Genomic DNA, 15725 nt, shown 5'->3' with positions numbered 1-15725 from the left:
CTTGCACGCCGCCAATGAGGCGTAAAATCAGCTTTGCTGATTTTTGCTATGGTGTAACATCAACAGCAGTCGTTTTGCAGGCAAAACGACTGCATGCGCAGCATCCTGCGCATATGTGCGGCAACTGTTGATATTGTACCATGGCATAAAATAAAAGGCAAACCGGAAAAGATCGGAAGCATCCTGCCCTGTTTATTTAAACAATTATCCCGTTGCAAAAGAATCGTGCAGAAACACAAAAATCCGCAGTCCATTTTTCAATGAACTGCGGATTTTTGTGTCAAGACGTCAGCGATGATAAAAAATCACCGTGGTGCATTGCTCTCCACACTATATACACGATTACATCATATTTGCTGGTGCATACACGATTTTGAGGTGATACGGCTTTTTCTATGCAACTACACGATAAACCCACTTGACCGAACTAAAGTGCTAATGTAAAGTAGAAATAGAAAAAGGTCATGCCTAAGTTAAGAAAGAGGAAATATAAGCACAATGCGGTTACATCAAAATAAAGTGGGGGGTACACATTTACTAGTTGGAGGCGTTAGCCTCTTCACGCTCCTGATTCTGGGAGCAATGGTATTTCCCACTTTACCGCAGACCGCTCAAGCTGAAGAAGCTGAGAGCAAAGTCAGTCTCAGCGTTGCTCCGGTGATCAGTCTTTCTCTGCAAGACACCGTAGCCGTTGAGGTAACCCCCACCCAAGACGGCACCTTCAGCTCTAACACCGCTGCGCTTTCTATCTCCACCAACAACGAGACCGGCTATTCACTCTACATGGCTACTAGTAATAGCGAGAATACCCTCACCAGCCAGAATCCTAGCATATCTAACGTCATCTCCGCTGTCAATGGCGGCGATAATGGCGTCACCTCCGCTGACTTTGGCAACAACACTTGGGGCTACAACCTCAGCCAAGAAACCGTGTCTGATGCTACCGCCTACAAAGCTGTCCCCACCGCAACTGGCGATACCGCCATCATTTCTACTTCGTCCCCTGCGGAAGCTGATAATTACAACCTCACCTTTGGAACTAAGGTTGATACTTCACTTCCGTCGGGGACTTATAGTAATAATGTGGTAGTGTCGGTAGTGGCAAACCCCGCCTTCGTACCAGTCTTTGACGGCATCCAAACTATGCAGGAAATGACCAGCACCATCTGCGCCGACGCCGCTGAGAACGATACCGCTCAGCTTACCGACACCCGTGACGGCAAGAAGTACTGGGTCACCAAACTCGCAGATGGTAACTGCTGGATGACGCAGAACCTAGACCTAGATCTTTCTACCAGCAAGGCTCTGACACCAGACGATAGCGATGTGTCCTCTAACTGGACGCCGACCAATAGTACACTCACTGACGGTACTCAAACGACAACTGATTACACCGCAGTTTGGTCCTGGAACCTCGGCGATTATGTTCTGACCACTCCCAATGCTGGCACCTCCTGTGGCACGAGCGGCATCTCTGACTTCGGCGACTGTACCGGTGTCGGCTTCCAAAGTATTGCTGGCATGGCCCCGATGACTGATGGTAATGCCACCGACGTCATCTCTGACAATACCTACAACGCCCACTATCATGTCGGTAACCACTACACTTGGAATGCGGCCACAGCTGGTACAGGTGGCACTATCACCAGTACCAATGCCACGGACAGCATCTGTCCCAAAGGCTGGCAGCTCCCTACCTCCAACATCTCTAACTCCGGCTCCTTCCAAGCCCTGACCAATGCTTACAGCATTAGCAGCAATACTGACGGCAGTACCGCGCTAGTCTCCGCTCCTTTATACTTTGTACGCAGCGGGAATGTCGACTCGGGGTCGCTGAGGTACGCAGGCAACAGCGGGGGCTATTGGTCGTCTACTGCGTACTCTAGTACTAGCCGCGCCTACCGCCTCAGCTTCGACTCGGGCTATGTCGATCCGTCCTACGACCTCAACCGCTACTTCGGTCAGTCGGTCCGCTGCCTCGCTCGGTAGAATACCCTAAACCTAAAAGCAGAGACTGTAGCCTCCCGCCACAGCCTCTGCTTACTTTATTATTCTACTCTCTCCAGTTCCGTCACCGTTTGCCCGCTTGTGATTACGATATGGTCTTCATTAATCGTGTTGACGGTAAAGGTCAGCGTATCTGCGAACAAGTAGCTGGTCACATCTAGCTTGTAAGCATTTGCCTTTGGTGATGGCTCATATTATCATATTACCTAAGATTATAGGAGAACTACCATGGCGACTGGAACACCAATCGACCCTGCCATCAAATCAGAAATCTTACAAAAAGTGCGGGAAGAAGGATTGTCGGTCTATAAAACTGCACAAATCTACAATGTCAATTATCGCACTATCTATGGGTGGATTAAGAAACAGGTTGATGGCAAAGACCGCAACCTCATTCTGAAGAACAACCGCCTGAAGAAAGAGCTTGATACAGCTTACCGGATTATCGGTAGGCTCACAGCAGAAGTACAGCGCCCAAAAGGATAAACATCCTGCTTTCCGAGACCGAGCCAGGATGTAGAAGCAAGTTTGCTCGGTCTCTAGGGCTTACCCGTTGCTCCCTCTACGTCCAGCCAACCCAGCTGGCAGCAAGAGACAAAGACAACATTGCTAAGCTCAAGGCTTGCCATGAGCAAGAACCGCGCTGTGGAGTGCGCCGATTAGCCCTGATGCTCCGCTGGAGCCACAACAATACCCGGCGCATCCGCACCCTGGCTGGCATACAGGCTTATACACCCCAGCGGCGGAACAGAGGTAGGACTAAGCTTAGGCCAGAAATTGAAGCCCCGGAGAATCGCTTGCGGCGCTATTATATCTACCGCAAGGCTGACTTACCTCGTGCGGGTTATTCTTTCTCTGGGCTTACGAGAGACAAGCTCAAGATCTGGGTGGAAGACTTCACCTATGTTCCGTTTAGGGGAAAATTCTACTACCTAGTGGCAGTACTTAACCTTAACACCAGAGAAGTTATCGGCTGGGCGTTTGGCGAGCGACATGATGCCGATTTGGTCTGTAATGCCTTCGCAGACGCCTTGAAGCATCGTAAGGCTCCCAACATCATCCATAGTGACCGGGGTGCGGAATATCTCTCCGAGAAACACCTTAACCTTTGCAAGGTTTATGGCGTACCCGCCAGTGCGTCAGGGCCAGGTCAGCCATGGCAAAATGGCTTCATGGAGCGATTCTTCAATACCTTCAAGGAAGAACAATAATAAGTGTACAATTTTTATGCCTTACAGACTTCTTGTCATGATAAACCAAGGCGGTGAGCGAATATGTACCGGTTTGGCTGAAAAAGGACAGGCTTACCCATTTAAATTTTGCCTTTCACTTTGCAAAAAAATTAAAATTCAAAGACGGAACTATCATTCAAAAAGTTCCCATGTACTCTTCAAGAAAGCCGGAGATAACCATAGATTGATTTTACTGGTATTTTACAGATAATTAACTCCAGTTATATGAAAAACCAAATACATCAAATGTATAATAAAAACATGGAGTGGATTGCCTATGCTTTTTGCCCTATATGATTTTCTGGCATATTGCCTGTATAGCATCAGCCGGTTTTCTGGAGGAAGCGTGTTGCTTTGCGCCGCTTTTTCCGAAAAACCGGCTGTTTTTGTTATGCAGATGACACGACCCCATACCAAAAAGGGGTTGTCAACATATTCCGAAAAATAACCGTATAACGGTTTACCCGTTCACATATAGCGCAAACGGGTAAACCGTTATTTGTTGTGAAGAAGAAGGGGATCTGCAACGCAGATCCCCTTCTTCTTCACAACATCTGTGTCAAACGAAATTTCCTTCTCAAATATGTTATTCTTTCAAATCGTAACAAAATAAATCCCCTTCTGTTTTCAGCGCACAATATAGTTTTCCTTCATGTACCGCCATAATGAGCGATGAATCTTGATAGTAGTTCACTTCTTCCCACTCAGTCAGCTTTTTGTTAGTACCATCCGAAAAGAGTGCGTGAAAACTAACTGCTTGTCCATCCTTCATCGCATAAATCACATAGTCATACGCATCAACCATACCTATCACATGAGCCGATATCTCCAGCTTCTCAATTTCGCTCTTTTCTTTGAACTGAGGAATCACACAAATATTTCCCATTACTCGGTTAGCTAAATATAAATCCCCATTATTCACGCACAATACGGGAGCACTCGAAAAACTTTCAGATAAATCGATTTCCCATACAATTAGATTTTTATTATAGCTATAACATGTTAAACAATTTTTGTATACATCCCATGTTAAAAGATGGCCGTCGTAGACATCCAAAACCCACCCGCTTGCTCCAAGCATAGATTCTTTGCCGGTCGTCATCAAGTACATCCCAACCGGCCCATAAAGCTCCTGTTGCAAAAATACATATTCTTCCTCTACTGCACAGATTTTTTCATATGCTTGTTCCAATGAATAGGATTGGACCTGTCCTGTAATCGGATCAAACTCACATATTTCCATCTCGGACAAAAAATATAGTTTTCCTGAGTCCTTGTTCCAGTGCGCTGCTCTCCCCGGGTATGGCTGCACATACTGTTCTTGACCATCCTGACCTACACGATATACATCATACTCTCGAGGGATACTGCTCTTATCTCTTGTGCGAAGCATTAACACTTCATTGCCGGATACAAGCAGGTTAGAGATATACACGGGATACCCCGTGGTCTCCAATTCGCCGCTTTTTCTGGATGCAGAATATATGAGTAAACCGTATATAATCAAAATACAGAACAGAGAAACTCCACCAAAGATCAATAATTGTCGCAATTTCCTACTTACCATACTTTTACCAAGCGCACTCAAGATAATAGTCAAAGTAATAGTTTAATCCACTTGTGGGAACAGGCAACGCCCCAGAATCCGGGATCTCCGCTATGCCGCCACCATAATTCGGATCCATATAATAGAAATACTTTGGAGAGCTTGTGTCGGGATTATAATAATAACCATATGGAACTATAATATGTCCCATTTTTTTCGTCTCACCATTTTGTACATAAGACCGCTCTATCCGCATGAACGCCAACCTATTACCCTGTGTAAGATTTACAATAGTCGAATATGTAAATGTGGAATACGCACCATACACATACAACCCGAAATTTCTCAATTCTCTTTTGTAATCGGAAGATGATGTATCATGAGACATACACCCGGTATATGTGTGAATAGTCGAGGTTGTATGCGATGTATCGCAAAAATAGTTCACAATCATCGCCATACTCGCCGCCCAGCAAAGTCCAATATCGTCACAGCCTGTTTCATCCTCATTCGTACAGCCTACTCCAACATTTGGGACTCTTACCACACCTAAAGTAAGAAACTGCAATGCACGAGACTGGGAAACGGTCGGCACAAAGGAAACCATAGCCTCTATGCTACTAACAGAACTAACAGAAATCTGATTCCGACTGTCTGTAACCGTAACTACTTCTCCAAGGCCATTGTTATCAGCTGCGTAAATTTTAACTGGGACTTGTCCCTCTGGCAATATATATACGCCATCTTGAGCAAAAACAATCGCAACCTTTTCGTTAGGGTTCTTTTCATAGTATGCCTGCAGCTCCCCTGCATATGCAGTTATACAACTTACGGTTTCTTCCCCTTGACTATTTTCAACAACCTGCGCTAACGCAACAATTTTCTCATCAGAGAACACAGGATACAATCTATATTCTATTGCTTCTATTTCACCTTCTCCTGTTACTTGATAAGCATCCAACTCCTCACCTAAATAACAATTTTCACTTATGTTTTCACAAAGAAGGGGTAATATGGTTGCTACCTTGCTCACAGTTTCCTGTATGCTATTGGGCTCCACTGCCGCAAATGCACCTGATGTCATGGATAGAGACATCGCTATCGCTAAGATTAAACTAATAATCTTCTTTTTCATATTATTCTCTTTTCCCTTAATCGTCTCAACTTTTATTCCCGTTCGTCAACAAAAAACGCGCATGAACATGCTCCCACAGAGCCAATGTTCATGCGCCCACACTTACGATTTTAATTCGCCCTCTCCAGAACTGAAGAGACGAATATTTCCGGCCCGGTCGGCCTCTGGTATGACGCATGAACTGCCTGCCGTACATATCATTTCCTCCATTCCTTTGAATTTTGCCGTTTCACCAATATACTACGACAATGTTAGCATATCATAGATAACCCATTCTTTCAATACTGTGGTATGAGATTTTGTAGACGCCGTGAACCGCTTTGAAAAGAAAATTCACGACCTAAAGCTGAGCAAAAATGTCGCCATCCAGACTGCGCCGCAGATCCGGTTGATCCAGAGCAACGATAAAATGCCGGCAGATAAAATCCAAATGGCGGCTCTCAGCACCGTTCCACTGTGGGAAAGCCAGATCAAGATCGCTCTGGGACTGCACCGGCAGGAGGGCCGCGCTGCCCGCCAGAGTGCGGAAGCGGACCTCCTGAGGATCGAGCGGCAGCTTAAAAAGGCGCTACTTGAAGCTGCGCAGCAGTAATAGACAAAATGGCAAAATCCCTTTCAGGTTGCAAAACTGACTGCTCAGCACAACCTGAAAAGGGATTTTATGTTTTTGCTGTGTGTGGTGCAGGATAAGCTTATTCACAGGTAAGCAGCGTAAATTGGGTGGAATTTTTATTTTATCCTTTTTCGTGCTCACAAACTTCGGTCGGTTGGGGAGCCTTTATCTGTCTAAAAACCAGAATCCCCTTGGAAGAAGGTGTAATAGAACAAGAAACCAGTTCAAATCCTTCCTGTTCCATTTGATTGGCTACATCTTCGATTCTTGCCGCCATTTCCTTTGCTTTAGGAGAGTATTTTACAACAATCGTCTTATACATTCTGAAGCCTCCTTTGTTATCTTTTTTGGAGTGTGTGAGCGCAAATCATTTTACGGCTACGCTTTTCTTAAAAAATCCAGCAGGATCCGTTCCTGCTCCACTGGAAAGGTGCGGGGAATCCAGAGCGTCTTGGAAAAGGCATTTTTCTGATGCGTACCGTAGGCGTCCTTTGTCTTCCGGGTAAATATTCCCCGGATACAGATGGATCGTCTTCCCACAGAATACTCTTTCAGCCGGAGCAGCACAAAGGCAAATTCCACCCGCTGATCCATGCTGCCGCTATAACCGGTATAGCACAGCCGGTTTTCCGAGAGATACACGCGCTGAACCAAAGATGTCCCTGAGCAGTTCGCCCAGTACAGCAAAAGCGGGATCACAGCGAAGATCGAGGCAGCCGCCAGCGCCATGAACAGCTGACACAGCATCAAGACCGCCAACTGGTCCTGATGGTTCTTGGTGAAATACAGCCCGAGAAAAGAAAGCAGGAACGCGCCCGGGCAAACCGCCAGCACAAGCAGCTTCGGCAGCCGCAGATACTGTTTGCGGCGAATGGGATCGGTTTCTAGGACCAGGTTGCCGGACACAACTGCGGCCTGCCGTTCCTTGTCCCGCTTTCTTTCATGTTCCGCCTTGTCTCCCTTAAACCCGGAGATAAAAGTGAGAATGAGTGGGATCAACAGCAGGAGCAAAGCGGTCAGGGCGATGGTAAAAATAAAAGCGTTGCTTGCCGCGTTGGATAACGGTGCGAAGGTGACGATGCAGACCAGCAGCGTCAATATCTCCAGGATCAGCATATAAAAGGCGATGGGAAGGAAAATATTTAAAAACCGCTTGCCTTTCAGATTGTACCGTTTGCTCCGGTTCAGGCTTTTCAGCCCTTTGCTTTCGATGAGTCCGCTGCTCAGATCCGCTGCGGTCTGGGCATTGGACAGATTTGCAAGCATCAATATGGCAGTGACGGCAAGCAGAACTCCCCTGTTTTGTTCGGCGGTGTCATTTTCTTTATGCTTTATTGCGGCCAGAATTGTCAAAACAATTTTTACGATCAGAGAGAGATAAATGGGGCCAAACAGCATGAAAAACATCCGCAGATCGAAAAACATATCCTCGGAAAGGCCAATTCTTTCAGCGGGGATCCGCCCGAGAAGCCAGCCGATCCCGATAAACACTGCGTAGGATATCACAACCTTAATCAGCCATTTTACAAAGCGGACAGTTCGCTTTTCAGCCATAAACCATTTCCTTTCCGATACGCGTGAAAGCACCCGATTGATAAGAGAGCGTAAAATAATGCGCATGGCACCTACATAGAATCCCTCGCAGCAGAGAAAGCCAAACTGGCTAAGCTATGCATTCAAACGATTTTTCTTACCTGCTTTCCCTCTGCATCTCATTGATAATCGGCTGCAGGGAAGCGAAATCGACAAAATCTGCCTGCTTGCCGTAGGTTTCCATTAACGCCTTGTCTTCTTCGCTCCATTCTTCCGCCGGTTTCTTTTGCAGAGATCGGTGCAGCAGCGCCATCATGGTTCGGTGTCCCAGAGATAGCGCCTGATAATCAATGGCGCCTCGCAGATGGAAAACCGCTGCTCTGCCATATAGCTGGGCGTGAATCTGCTTTTGAAGGGCGTTTCGGATATTCTCCCGATTTTGCGGTATATCCGGATCAGCCAGCCCGACCGTAACGATCACCAGCCTCTGCCCGTCCCGCAAGGACAGACTGCGCAATGTCCTGGCCAGCCCCAAAACACCACCGGCATACAGCGCGCCGATATACACGATCGTTTCCAGTTTGGAAAGCGGCGGTGCTTCTTGATAGCTGACAGCAGGGATATCTGTTTGCTTTGACAGCTCCTGCGCATACCGGCGGGCGCTTCCGTACCTGCTTCCGTATAAAATGATGGACTTCATGCAATCACCTTACCCCTTATGACGAGAACAATCGTCCTGTTTTAAAAGTGCGAACAAGAACCGGCCGCAAGACAGAGAGGATAGAATCATAAACAGATCGGCAATCGGAACAAACAGGAAGGATGGAAGCAGCACACGGGTGTAGCGGCTCTTTACGGTTTTGCACTTGCGAACGGCCGCAGACAACCGGGCCAGGCAAAACAATACGCCAAAATTGAAAAACAGCCAGCTTCCCGCCTGAATGGCGAGGGTATAAAGCATGTCCGGCGGTACGCTTCCTGCCGTAAGAAACGAAACGGCGATCTGTACGATAGATAGCGCAATCAAAATAGGATAGACGATTCCCAGCACCCGCAGCATGACGCCTCCGCCAATCCCGATCCCGCCGCTCCAGACGGCGCCGGAATGCAGGCACCAGGATTCCAGTATCCGCAGTGCGGTACGGTTTTGCTGTCCCTCTATAAAGCCGTTGTTGGCAATGGCGTACAGGCGGAACCGAAGAGAACGGGCTTTACAATATTCTTCTGCCAGCGATAGGAACTCTGCCAAATGAGAGGGCAATCCATCCACATAAAGCGGGAAAGAGATACATACGGCGTCCGCGCTGCCCAACTGGGAAAGCGCATGGTCAAAGTCTTTCCGGCTCCGCAGAGGAACCGTTTTTTTGACAAGGCCGGGAAGAAACAGCCGGAGGATACCGGAGAAAAATTGAGAAGCGCCGCCTCTCTTTTTGGGGCTTGCATTGAGGATCAGCAGCTTCATGATATCGCTCCCCTGATCTGTGCAGGATTTTGGAAAAACAGCGTTTCCGCTGTTTTGTATCCAAGGTTGAGCCGGTTGCGCTCTGCAAGCTCCATGGCAGTCTGCCGTTCCGATTCCGTAGAATCTCCGTAAAAGAGAATGCGCAGCAGTTTTCGCTGCGGGTAGCGCCCCATATGATGGGTTTGGCCGCCCCGCCAGGTAAAGAAGGGGAGGGATACCCCAATAGTGCGGTCCAAAACAGCCTTGACGCCGGGGCTGTAGCCGCCGTAACACAAACGGCTGATAATGATCAGCGGGTCGCTTTGCCCGATCCATGCGCCCGCATGTTTCAAGGAGTCGTCCATCACACAGAATCCGGTATTTTTCAGCCAGCATGCAAAGCAGCCACGGCACGGAGCATAATGGCCGTCCGCATTGAAAACCACGACATTTTCATCTGGAAGTTCAAAAGCAGAGGAGGTTTCTTTATTAAAATCATGAATGATCGTTTTCAAAATGCAATCCTTTCTTTTGTGACATTATCCCGGACAGGAAAGAGCACTCACCATTCAAGCCCCGCTTTTCCCAGGAACGACCTTCGCGGCGATATCCGTTACGATACCGAAAACGTCCTCTTTGCCCGGCACAACGCTGATGCCGATATATTTGCCCGGAACCATGAGCTTTAGCATCTTGTCGTTTAAATAAAGGGTGCGGTTCATGACCGTGTCTCCCGCCTCGTTGTCCGTGATCCGAACTGTCACTTTTGCTTCCCAGTCCCCGGCTTCCTCTTTCCCGGTCAAGCGCAGGCTTTCCAGCAGCGCTTTTTTGACCACGCTGTTTCTGTTAAGCTCCATGCGCTGTTCATAGGTCAGTTCGTCCGGATGCCTGCGGCACTGGTAGCGGGCGATGCGCTCATTCAGCACATCGGCATCCGGATTATCATCACCGATGGCATGGGAGCGGTCTGCCGGGTCATACCGGATGGAGAGCGGCGCTCCGGCGGCGCACATGGAAAGCTGTGCCCGGGGGATGACCTCCGTCACGGTGGTCTCAAAAAATGTCCCGTCCTCGGCCAGCGCGTCCACCACGAAGCGAAACTCGGGATTGTCATTGACGCTTCGTCCCGTATGCTTTGCAGAACGGATAAAACCCAAGGTCTTCACTGTGCGGGCATCCCTCCAGCGCTGCTCCTTCTCCCTTTTCCGCCTTTCGGATCTGGCCGGGAGCACAAATCCCAGCAGGATACACAGCGCAATGGCCACCGCAGATATGATCACGGTGGCCCGAATCGGATTTTCAGCCATCCAGTTGAAAAAAAGACTCCATACGTTTTCCACGAAACGGTCAACCCCTTTCTCTGTATCAAACGGATGCCGTATCCCTCCTAACTGATGCCGGACACCACGGAGGTATCCAGTACAAAAACAAAGAGATTTTCCCTGCCCGGGATGACGCGCACGTCCACATACCGGCCGGGGATCAGGTATTCCAAAGCCGTATTGGGTACATACAGCGTTCGCTCAAATGTGTGGCCGTCCTGCTCCTCGCCAGCAAGCTGGATGGCCGCCTCTGCTTCATAGTCCCCGGCTTCTTCTTTCCCTGTCAGCCGGAAGCTTTTCAGCAATGCTTTTTTCATCACGCCGTTTTTTAACAGCTCCATCCGCTGTTCATAGGAGAGATCGCCCGGGTGCTTCCGGCACTGGTAACGGGCGGTGCGTTCCTGCGCCAGCGACTCGTCCGGATGGTCGTCCCACACTGCCCGGATTCTGTCGTCCGGGTTATAGCGGATGGGGATCGCCCTGCCGGGAACCATACCGGCCATCGCCGTCATGGGAATGATTTTCCGCACGCTGGTCTGGAACACCGTTCCGTCCTCCGCCAGGGCATCCAGTTCAAAAAGCAGCTGCGGGTTTTCGTTGACATACATGCCGGTCTGCTGGGTGGAGCGGATAAATCCTACTGTCTGCACGGTGCAGGAATTTTTGCTGACATGCCCTTTCGTCAGCCTGCGGATCACGGACAGAATCGGGAGTGCAAACGCCAGGATGAAGATCACTGGAATGATCCAGTTCAAATTTGACAGCAGCCAGTCAAAGAAAGCCCCCATAAAAAACACCTCCTCCATTAGGTACAACAATTCAGTATAATTATATCTTGATTCGTGTTTGGCATCTATCATGAGTAGGTTAAGCCTGCGTAAAATTATGGAATATGAAAGCGAAAATGTGCGGGAATGAGGAAGCGCCGCCTGCTTCCGTTGTTCGATTTACATTGATTTTACACAGATTTAATCCGTTTATGGTCGCGTCTTAATACTGATAGAGGTATCATTACATAATGGGATTTTATACATACAGGTTTTTGGTTTCGACCCCGGTTTTTTCAAAATGGGGGCGTATTCTATATATAGGAGGGGATTTGCCGCATGAACGATGCACATAAAATCGTAGAACAGGTCTATGCGGCCAAAGAAGACATCCGGGCGGCGGATGACCTGATCCGCGCATACCTGCCCTTTATCAAGGCGGAAACGGCGAAGTTCTTAAAGCGTCCTCCCATAGAGGGGCAGGACGATGAGCTGAGCATCGCCATGATGGCCTTTCACGAGGCAATCGGCGGGTATTCCCGCACCAGGGGTTCCTTCCTGAAATATGCGGCCATGCTGATCCGAAGCCGCCTGGTTGATTACAGCCGCAGGGAACAGCGTCACAGCCGCGTCATATCGCTGGATGCGCCGATAGGAGAAGAAGACGCAACTCTGGGAGAGACTCTGGCGGACGACAGGGAGCCCCACGAAGAAACAGCGTTGCGGGACGCGACTCGCGCAGAGATTGAGGAGCTGACGCGGCAGATGCAGGAATTCGGCGTCAGCCTCAGCGATGTGGCGGACAACTGCCCCAAACAGCAGCGGACGCTGGACGCCTGCCGGAGAGCATTGGAATACGCAAAGGGGAACCCGGAGCTGTTGGAGGACCTTTTAAAGACAAAACGCCTGCCCATCGGGCAGCTGGCAACGGGGAGCGGTGTGGAGCGCAAGACGCTGGAGCGGCACCGCAAGTATATGGTAGCCCTGCTTCTGATTTATACCAATGGGTATGAAATCATTCGCGGGCATTTGAAACAGGTGATGAAAGGAGTGGCAGCGCGATGAGCTATCTGGTTATGGAATGCCACCCCAGCTATGTAATTCTACTGGATGAAGAGGGGCGCTTTTTGAAAGCGGCCAATCTGCGATACGAAACCGGGCAGACGGTGTATGATCCGGTGCTGATGAAAGAGACGCCGGAAAGACAGCGGCATGCCGTCCGGTGGATCAGCAGCGGCATCGCGGCGATTGCAGCCTGTTTCCTTCTGTTCTTTGGCATCGGCTATTACCAGAATTATCTACAGCCCTATTCCTCCATATATCTGACCATCAACCCGGAGGTACAGATGGATCTGAACCGGCAGGGCACGGTTGTAGGGCTGACGGGGGCGAATGAAGACGGGGAAACGTTGCTGGAGGGCTATGACGGCAAGGGGAAAGACAAGGTAACGGTTGCCGACGAGCTGATCGACCGGGCCATTGAAATGGGCTTCCTGTCGGAAGGCGGCCGGGTTTCCTTCTCCATCGATTCCCCGGACGAAGCCCTGTTCCGGGAGTATGGGACGGAGCTGCGCACCAAAGTAACGGAGCATTTGGACGGGCGGATTACCATTACAATAGAAATTACGAACCATCAAGACGGACAGGGTCAGGAAAGCCCGGAAAACAGTTCATCTTCGACTCCCTCTCGGCCGAGCACTTCTCAGCCGGAGCTAACCTCGCCTTCCTCGTCTGAGCCGTCTCACCCCGTGGTTGTGCCTCCGACCTCTTCCAACGCCACCGATTATGATGATACCGATTACGGCCCGGATAACGACGGCGTCACCGACTATACGCCGCCGGTCAGCAGTTTGCCGGCGTATACGGATACCGACTACGGCCCCGGAAATGACGGCGACACGGGTTATACACCGCCTTCCACCAGTACGCCGCCTGCGGATACGGACTATGGTCCCGGCAGCGATGGGGTCACGGATTATACGGACGGGAATACCGATTACGACCCGGGAAACGACACCGATGATGATTTGGGCGACGACGGCGACAGCGGTTATGACGACGATGATTCGGATGATGATTCAGATGATGACAACGATCCGGACGATGATGACTGAATTTTTCAAAAAAATTTTCCGGTTTACCCTGGTTTTCAAAACCCGTTTCCGTAATCTATGAGTGTAAGGCAGAACAAAAGCCAAAAACAAACGGAAACCGAAAGGAGCAAGTAATATGAAACTGAGAAGAAAACTTTTTGCAGCGGCCTCTTCCCTGGCTGTCGCCTCGGCAGTCCTTCTGACCGGATGCGGGGCACCGGCGCAGGAGGGAACGGCACTGAAGGAAACCGGCACCCTCACCTTGAGCGTCAATCCGGAAATCCAAATCGAATACAACAGGGACGGCAAAGTCACCGCCCTGACCGGCCGGAATGATGATGGCAAGGGCATTGTGGAGGCCTATCCGGATTATATCGGAAAAGACTGCGAGGCCGTCCTGCGGGATCTGATTGTTGAGATCAATGAGGCGGGTTACTTTGTGGATGACATTGACGGCAACAAAAAGAACATCGTCCTGCAGCTGGAGCCGGGCTCGGTACTTCCCAGCGACGATTTTCTGGCGGATATGAGCGCCAGCACGCAGGAAGCGGTCAAGGGATTGGAGATTTCCTCCGGCATCGTGACCATTGACGACGATGACTATGATCCCGCCTATGCCAAAGACGGCAAGCCGTCCCCCTACATCACGCTGGAAAAGGCGCAGGAAATTGCGCTTGCCCAGGCGAATGTCAATGCAGCGGACGCGGTATTTGACGATAAGGAATTCGACCACGATGACGGAACCCCGATTTTTGAGCTGGAGTTCATGGCGAACGGGAACGAGTACGAGTATGACATCCACGCGGTTACCGGCAAGGTTGTCAAGGCGGAACATAAGACTGCCGGCACGCAAAGCGGAACCCCGGCCACCGGCAGCGGTTCCACCAATTACAACGATACCGACTACGGCCCGAATAATGACGGCGTGACCGACTACAATGATACCGACTACGGTCCCAACAACGACGGCGTGACCGACTACAACGACACCGACTACGGCCCCAATAACGATGGTGTCACCGACTACAACGACACAGACTACGGTCCCAACAACGACGGCGTGACCGACTACAATGATACCGACTACGGTCCCAACAACGACGGCGTGACCGACTACAATGATACCGACTACGGTCCCAACAACGACGGCGTCACCGATTACAATGATACGGACTATGGCCCGAATAATGACGGTGTCACTGATTACAACGATACCAACTATGATGATCACGGCAATACCAATTACGGCGATACCAATTACGACGACGGCGGCAGCGACTATGACCGGGAAGCTGACGATGATTGGGACGATGGGGATTCCGGTTATGACGATTAAGCCGGAGACCGAGATTCCCTTGCGGCATGAACTGAAGCACCGGATCAACCTGCGGGAAGATCTGGTGCTTTCCCAAAGGCTCAAAAAGCTGTTTCCCCACGACAAAAACGCCGGGCCGGGGGGTACATACCGGGTCACCAGCCTGTACTTTGACACACCCTATGACAGCGCCCTGCGGGAGAAAATCGACGGGGTCAACCGGAGGGAAAAATTCCGGCTGCGGTATTACGGGATGGACACCTCTTTCATCCGGCTGGAAAAGAAGTACAAAATAAACGGCCTGTGCGGCAAGCGCAGCGCCCAGATGACGCAGGAACAGGTAAAGGAGTTGCTTTCGGGCAGCTCCGAATTCCTGCTGGATTCGGATGAACCGCTCTTCATCGAGCTTTACAGCAAAATCAAAGGGAAAGGTTTGTCGCCGAAGGCCATCGTCCGTTACGACCGGGAGGCTTTTCTCTATGCGCCCGGCAATGTGCGGATTACCCTGGATCGAGACATCTGCACCGGCCTTGGCAGCGTGGATTTTTTGAATCCGGAGATTTTCTACATGCGCACAATGGAGCACTGCACGGTACTGGAAGTCAAATACGATGCGTTTTTGCCGGAGCTTGTCCGCATGGCGGTGCAGGTACCCGGAAGGCAGGCTGCGGCCTGCTCCAAATACGCCCTGAGCCGGCGGTTCGATTAAAACCATCTGAGG

Annotated in this window: 16 protein-coding genes and 1 pseudogene; 8 read left to right on the top strand and 9 right to left on the bottom strand. The window is 50.1% G+C overall.

All coding sequences use genetic code 11. The features are described from left to right. Nucleotides 1–582 precede the first annotated feature (582 nt). From H6A25_RS06595 to H6A25_RS06585, 3 genes are all read left to right on the top strand, one after another. Nucleotides 583–1989: a hypothetical protein gene (locus tag H6A25_RS06595; RefSeq protein ID WP_204751175.1), complete on the top strand. Its 1407-nt coding sequence runs from the start codon at nucleotides 583–585 to the stop codon at nucleotides 1987–1989. Between the two features lie 246 nt (nucleotides 1990–2235). After that, a complete protein-coding gene (locus H6A25_RS06590) occupies nucleotides 2236–2493 on the top strand; it encodes a helix-turn-helix domain-containing protein (RefSeq protein ID WP_191481672.1) in 258 nt (85 codons plus the stop codon). A gap of 311 nt (nucleotides 2494–2804) precedes the next feature. Then, on the top strand, nucleotides 2805–3218 hold the full coding sequence (locus H6A25_RS06585) for a DDE-type integrase/transposase/recombinase (protein ID WP_204751174.1): 414 nt from the start codon (nucleotides 2805–2807) through the stop codon (nucleotides 3216–3218). A 607-nt stretch (nucleotides 3219–3825) separates the two neighbouring features. Here the strand turns inward: H6A25_RS06585 and H6A25_RS06580 are convergent. Together H6A25_RS06580 and H6A25_RS06575 are read right to left on the bottom strand one after the other, a co-directional pair. After that, nucleotides 3826–4839, bottom strand: a complete 1014-nt coding sequence (locus H6A25_RS06580) for a hypothetical protein (protein ID WP_204751173.1) — start codon at nucleotides 4837–4839, stop codon at nucleotides 3826–3828. After that, a complete protein-coding gene (locus H6A25_RS06575) occupies nucleotides 4811–5920 on the bottom strand; it encodes a papain-like cysteine protease family protein (protein ID WP_204751172.1) in 1110 nt (369 codons plus the stop codon). Before H6A25_RS06575 ends, H6A25_RS06580 begins: the two co-directional genes overlap by 29 nt. A 307-nt stretch (nucleotides 5921–6227) precedes the next feature. Here H6A25_RS06575 and H6A25_RS06570 point away from each other — a divergent pair. Continuing rightward, nucleotides 6228–6512: pseudogene (locus H6A25_RS06570) on the top strand (toxic anion resistance protein); the annotation flags it as partial. A gap of 142 nt (nucleotides 6513–6654) precedes the next feature. On the opposite strand, the gene H6A25_RS06565 reads toward H6A25_RS06570, so the two are convergent. The 7 genes from H6A25_RS06565 to H6A25_RS06535 all read right to left on the bottom strand — a co-directional run bounded on the left by H6A25_RS06565 (nucleotide 6655) and on the right by H6A25_RS06535 (nucleotide 11617). Then, nucleotides 6655–6855: a hypothetical protein gene (locus H6A25_RS06565; protein ID WP_087182776.1), complete on the bottom strand. Its 201-nt coding sequence runs from the start codon at nucleotides 6853–6855 to the stop codon at nucleotides 6655–6657. A gap of 56 nt (nucleotides 6856–6911) precedes the next feature. Further along, the gene (locus tag H6A25_RS06560; RefSeq protein WP_204751171.1) at nucleotides 6912–8087 is read right to left on the bottom strand and encodes a hypothetical protein; all 1176 of its coding nucleotides are present in this window, start codon (nucleotides 8085–8087) and stop codon (nucleotides 6912–6914) included. A 136-nt stretch (nucleotides 8088–8223) separates the two neighbouring features. After that, complete coding sequence (locus H6A25_RS06555) at nucleotides 8224–8766, bottom strand: flavodoxin domain-containing protein (RefSeq protein ID WP_204751170.1); 543 nt, start codon at nucleotides 8764–8766, stop codon at nucleotides 8224–8226. Nucleotides 8767–8775: 9 nt separating this feature from the next. After that, nucleotides 8776–9528, bottom strand: a complete 753-nt coding sequence (locus tag H6A25_RS06550; protein ID WP_204751169.1) for a hypothetical protein — start codon at nucleotides 9526–9528, stop codon at nucleotides 8776–8778. Continuing rightward, entirely contained in the window at nucleotides 9525–10022 is a 498-nt protein-coding gene (locus H6A25_RS06545; RefSeq protein ID WP_204751168.1) for a flavodoxin family protein, read from the bottom strand. The genes H6A25_RS06550 and H6A25_RS06545 overlap by 4 nt, the downstream gene beginning before the upstream one ends. Nucleotides 10023–10076: 54 nt before the next feature. Further along, nucleotides 10077–10673: a hypothetical protein gene (locus tag H6A25_RS06540; RefSeq protein ID WP_204751167.1), complete on the bottom strand. Its 597-nt coding sequence runs from the start codon at nucleotides 10671–10673 to the stop codon at nucleotides 10077–10079. 221 nt (nucleotides 10674–10894) lie between these two features. Beyond that, complete coding sequence (locus H6A25_RS06535; RefSeq protein WP_204751166.1) at nucleotides 10895–11617, bottom strand: hypothetical protein; 723 nt, start codon at nucleotides 11615–11617, stop codon at nucleotides 10895–10897. Nucleotides 11618–11935: 318 nt separating this feature from the next. Between H6A25_RS06535 and H6A25_RS06530 the strand changes: the two genes are divergently transcribed. The 4 genes from H6A25_RS06530 (at nucleotide 11936) to H6A25_RS06515 (ending at nucleotide 15713) form a co-directional block, all read left to right on the top strand. Next, a complete protein-coding gene (locus tag H6A25_RS06530; RefSeq protein ID WP_204751165.1) occupies nucleotides 11936–12661 on the top strand; it encodes a sigma-70 family RNA polymerase sigma factor in 726 nt (241 codons plus the stop codon). Next, nucleotides 12658–13710 carry an anti-sigma-I factor RsgI family protein gene (locus H6A25_RS06525; RefSeq protein WP_204751164.1) on the top strand — a complete coding sequence of 351 codons (1053 nt, stop codon included), beginning with the start codon at nucleotides 12658–12660 and terminating at the stop codon, nucleotides 13708–13710. The genes H6A25_RS06530 and H6A25_RS06525 overlap by 4 nt, the downstream gene beginning before the upstream one ends. 115 nt (nucleotides 13711–13825) lie before the next feature. Beyond that, entirely contained in the window at nucleotides 13826–15025 is a 1200-nt protein-coding gene (locus tag H6A25_RS06520; protein WP_204751163.1) for a PepSY domain-containing protein, read from the top strand. Further along, nucleotides 15015–15713 (top strand): polyphosphate polymerase domain-containing protein, encoded by a 699-nt coding sequence (locus tag H6A25_RS06515; protein ID WP_204751162.1) that lies wholly within the window; start codon nucleotides 15015–15017, stop codon nucleotides 15711–15713. The genes H6A25_RS06520 and H6A25_RS06515 overlap by 11 nt, the downstream gene beginning before the upstream one ends. The last annotated feature ends 12 nt before the right edge of the window (nucleotides 15714–15725 follow it).

It is taken from the genome of Intestinimonas butyriciproducens (assembly GCF_016901775.1).
In the GTDB taxonomy this organism is placed as follows: Bacteria; Bacillota; Clostridia; order Oscillospirales; family Butyricicoccaceae; genus Pseudobutyricicoccus.
This window is presented reverse-complemented; position numbering and strand designations above follow the sequence as displayed.

What these genes read in the sequence shown, in the direction of transcription:
- H6A25_RS06515 (WP_204751162.1), top strand. Translation starts at nt 15,015, where the DNA reads ATGACGATTAAGCCGGAGACCGAGATTCCCTTGCGGCATGAACTGAAG.
- H6A25_RS06565 (WP_087182776.1), bottom strand. Translation starts at nt 6,855, where the DNA reads ATGTATAAGACGATTGTTGTAAAATACTCTCCTAAAGCAAAGGAAATG.
- H6A25_RS06530 (WP_204751165.1), top strand. Translation starts at nt 11,936, where the DNA reads ATGAACGATGCACATAAAATCGTAGAACAGGTCTATGCGGCCAAAGAA.
- H6A25_RS06555 (WP_204751170.1), bottom strand. Translation starts at nt 8,766, where the DNA reads ATGAAGTCCATCATTTTATACGGAAGCAGGTACGGAAGCGCCCGCCGG.
- H6A25_RS06575 (WP_204751172.1), bottom strand. Translation starts at nt 5,920, where the DNA reads ATGAAAAAGAAGATTATTAGTTTAATCTTAGCGATAGCGATGTCTCTA.
- H6A25_RS06590 (WP_191481672.1), top strand. Translation starts at nt 2,236, where the DNA reads ATGGCGACTGGAACACCAATCGACCCTGCCATCAAATCAGAAATCTTA.
- H6A25_RS06550 (WP_204751169.1), bottom strand. Translation starts at nt 9,528, where the DNA reads ATGAAGCTGCTGATCCTCAATGCAAGCCCCAAAAAGAGAGGCGGCGCT.
- H6A25_RS06535 (WP_204751166.1), bottom strand. Translation starts at nt 11,617, where the DNA reads ATGGGGGCTTTCTTTGACTGGCTGCTGTCAAATTTGAACTGGATCATT.
- H6A25_RS06525 (WP_204751164.1), top strand. Translation starts at nt 12,658, where the DNA reads ATGAGCTATCTGGTTATGGAATGCCACCCCAGCTATGTAATTCTACTG.
- H6A25_RS06560 (WP_204751171.1), bottom strand. Translation starts at nt 8,087, where the DNA reads ATGGCTGAAAAGCGAACTGTCCGCTTTGTAAAATGGCTGATTAAGGTT.
- H6A25_RS06595 (WP_204751175.1), top strand. Translation starts at nt 583, where the DNA reads ATGGTATTTCCCACTTTACCGCAGACCGCTCAAGCTGAAGAAGCTGAG.
- H6A25_RS06520 (WP_204751163.1), top strand. Translation starts at nt 13,826, where the DNA reads ATGAAACTGAGAAGAAAACTTTTTGCAGCGGCCTCTTCCCTGGCTGTC.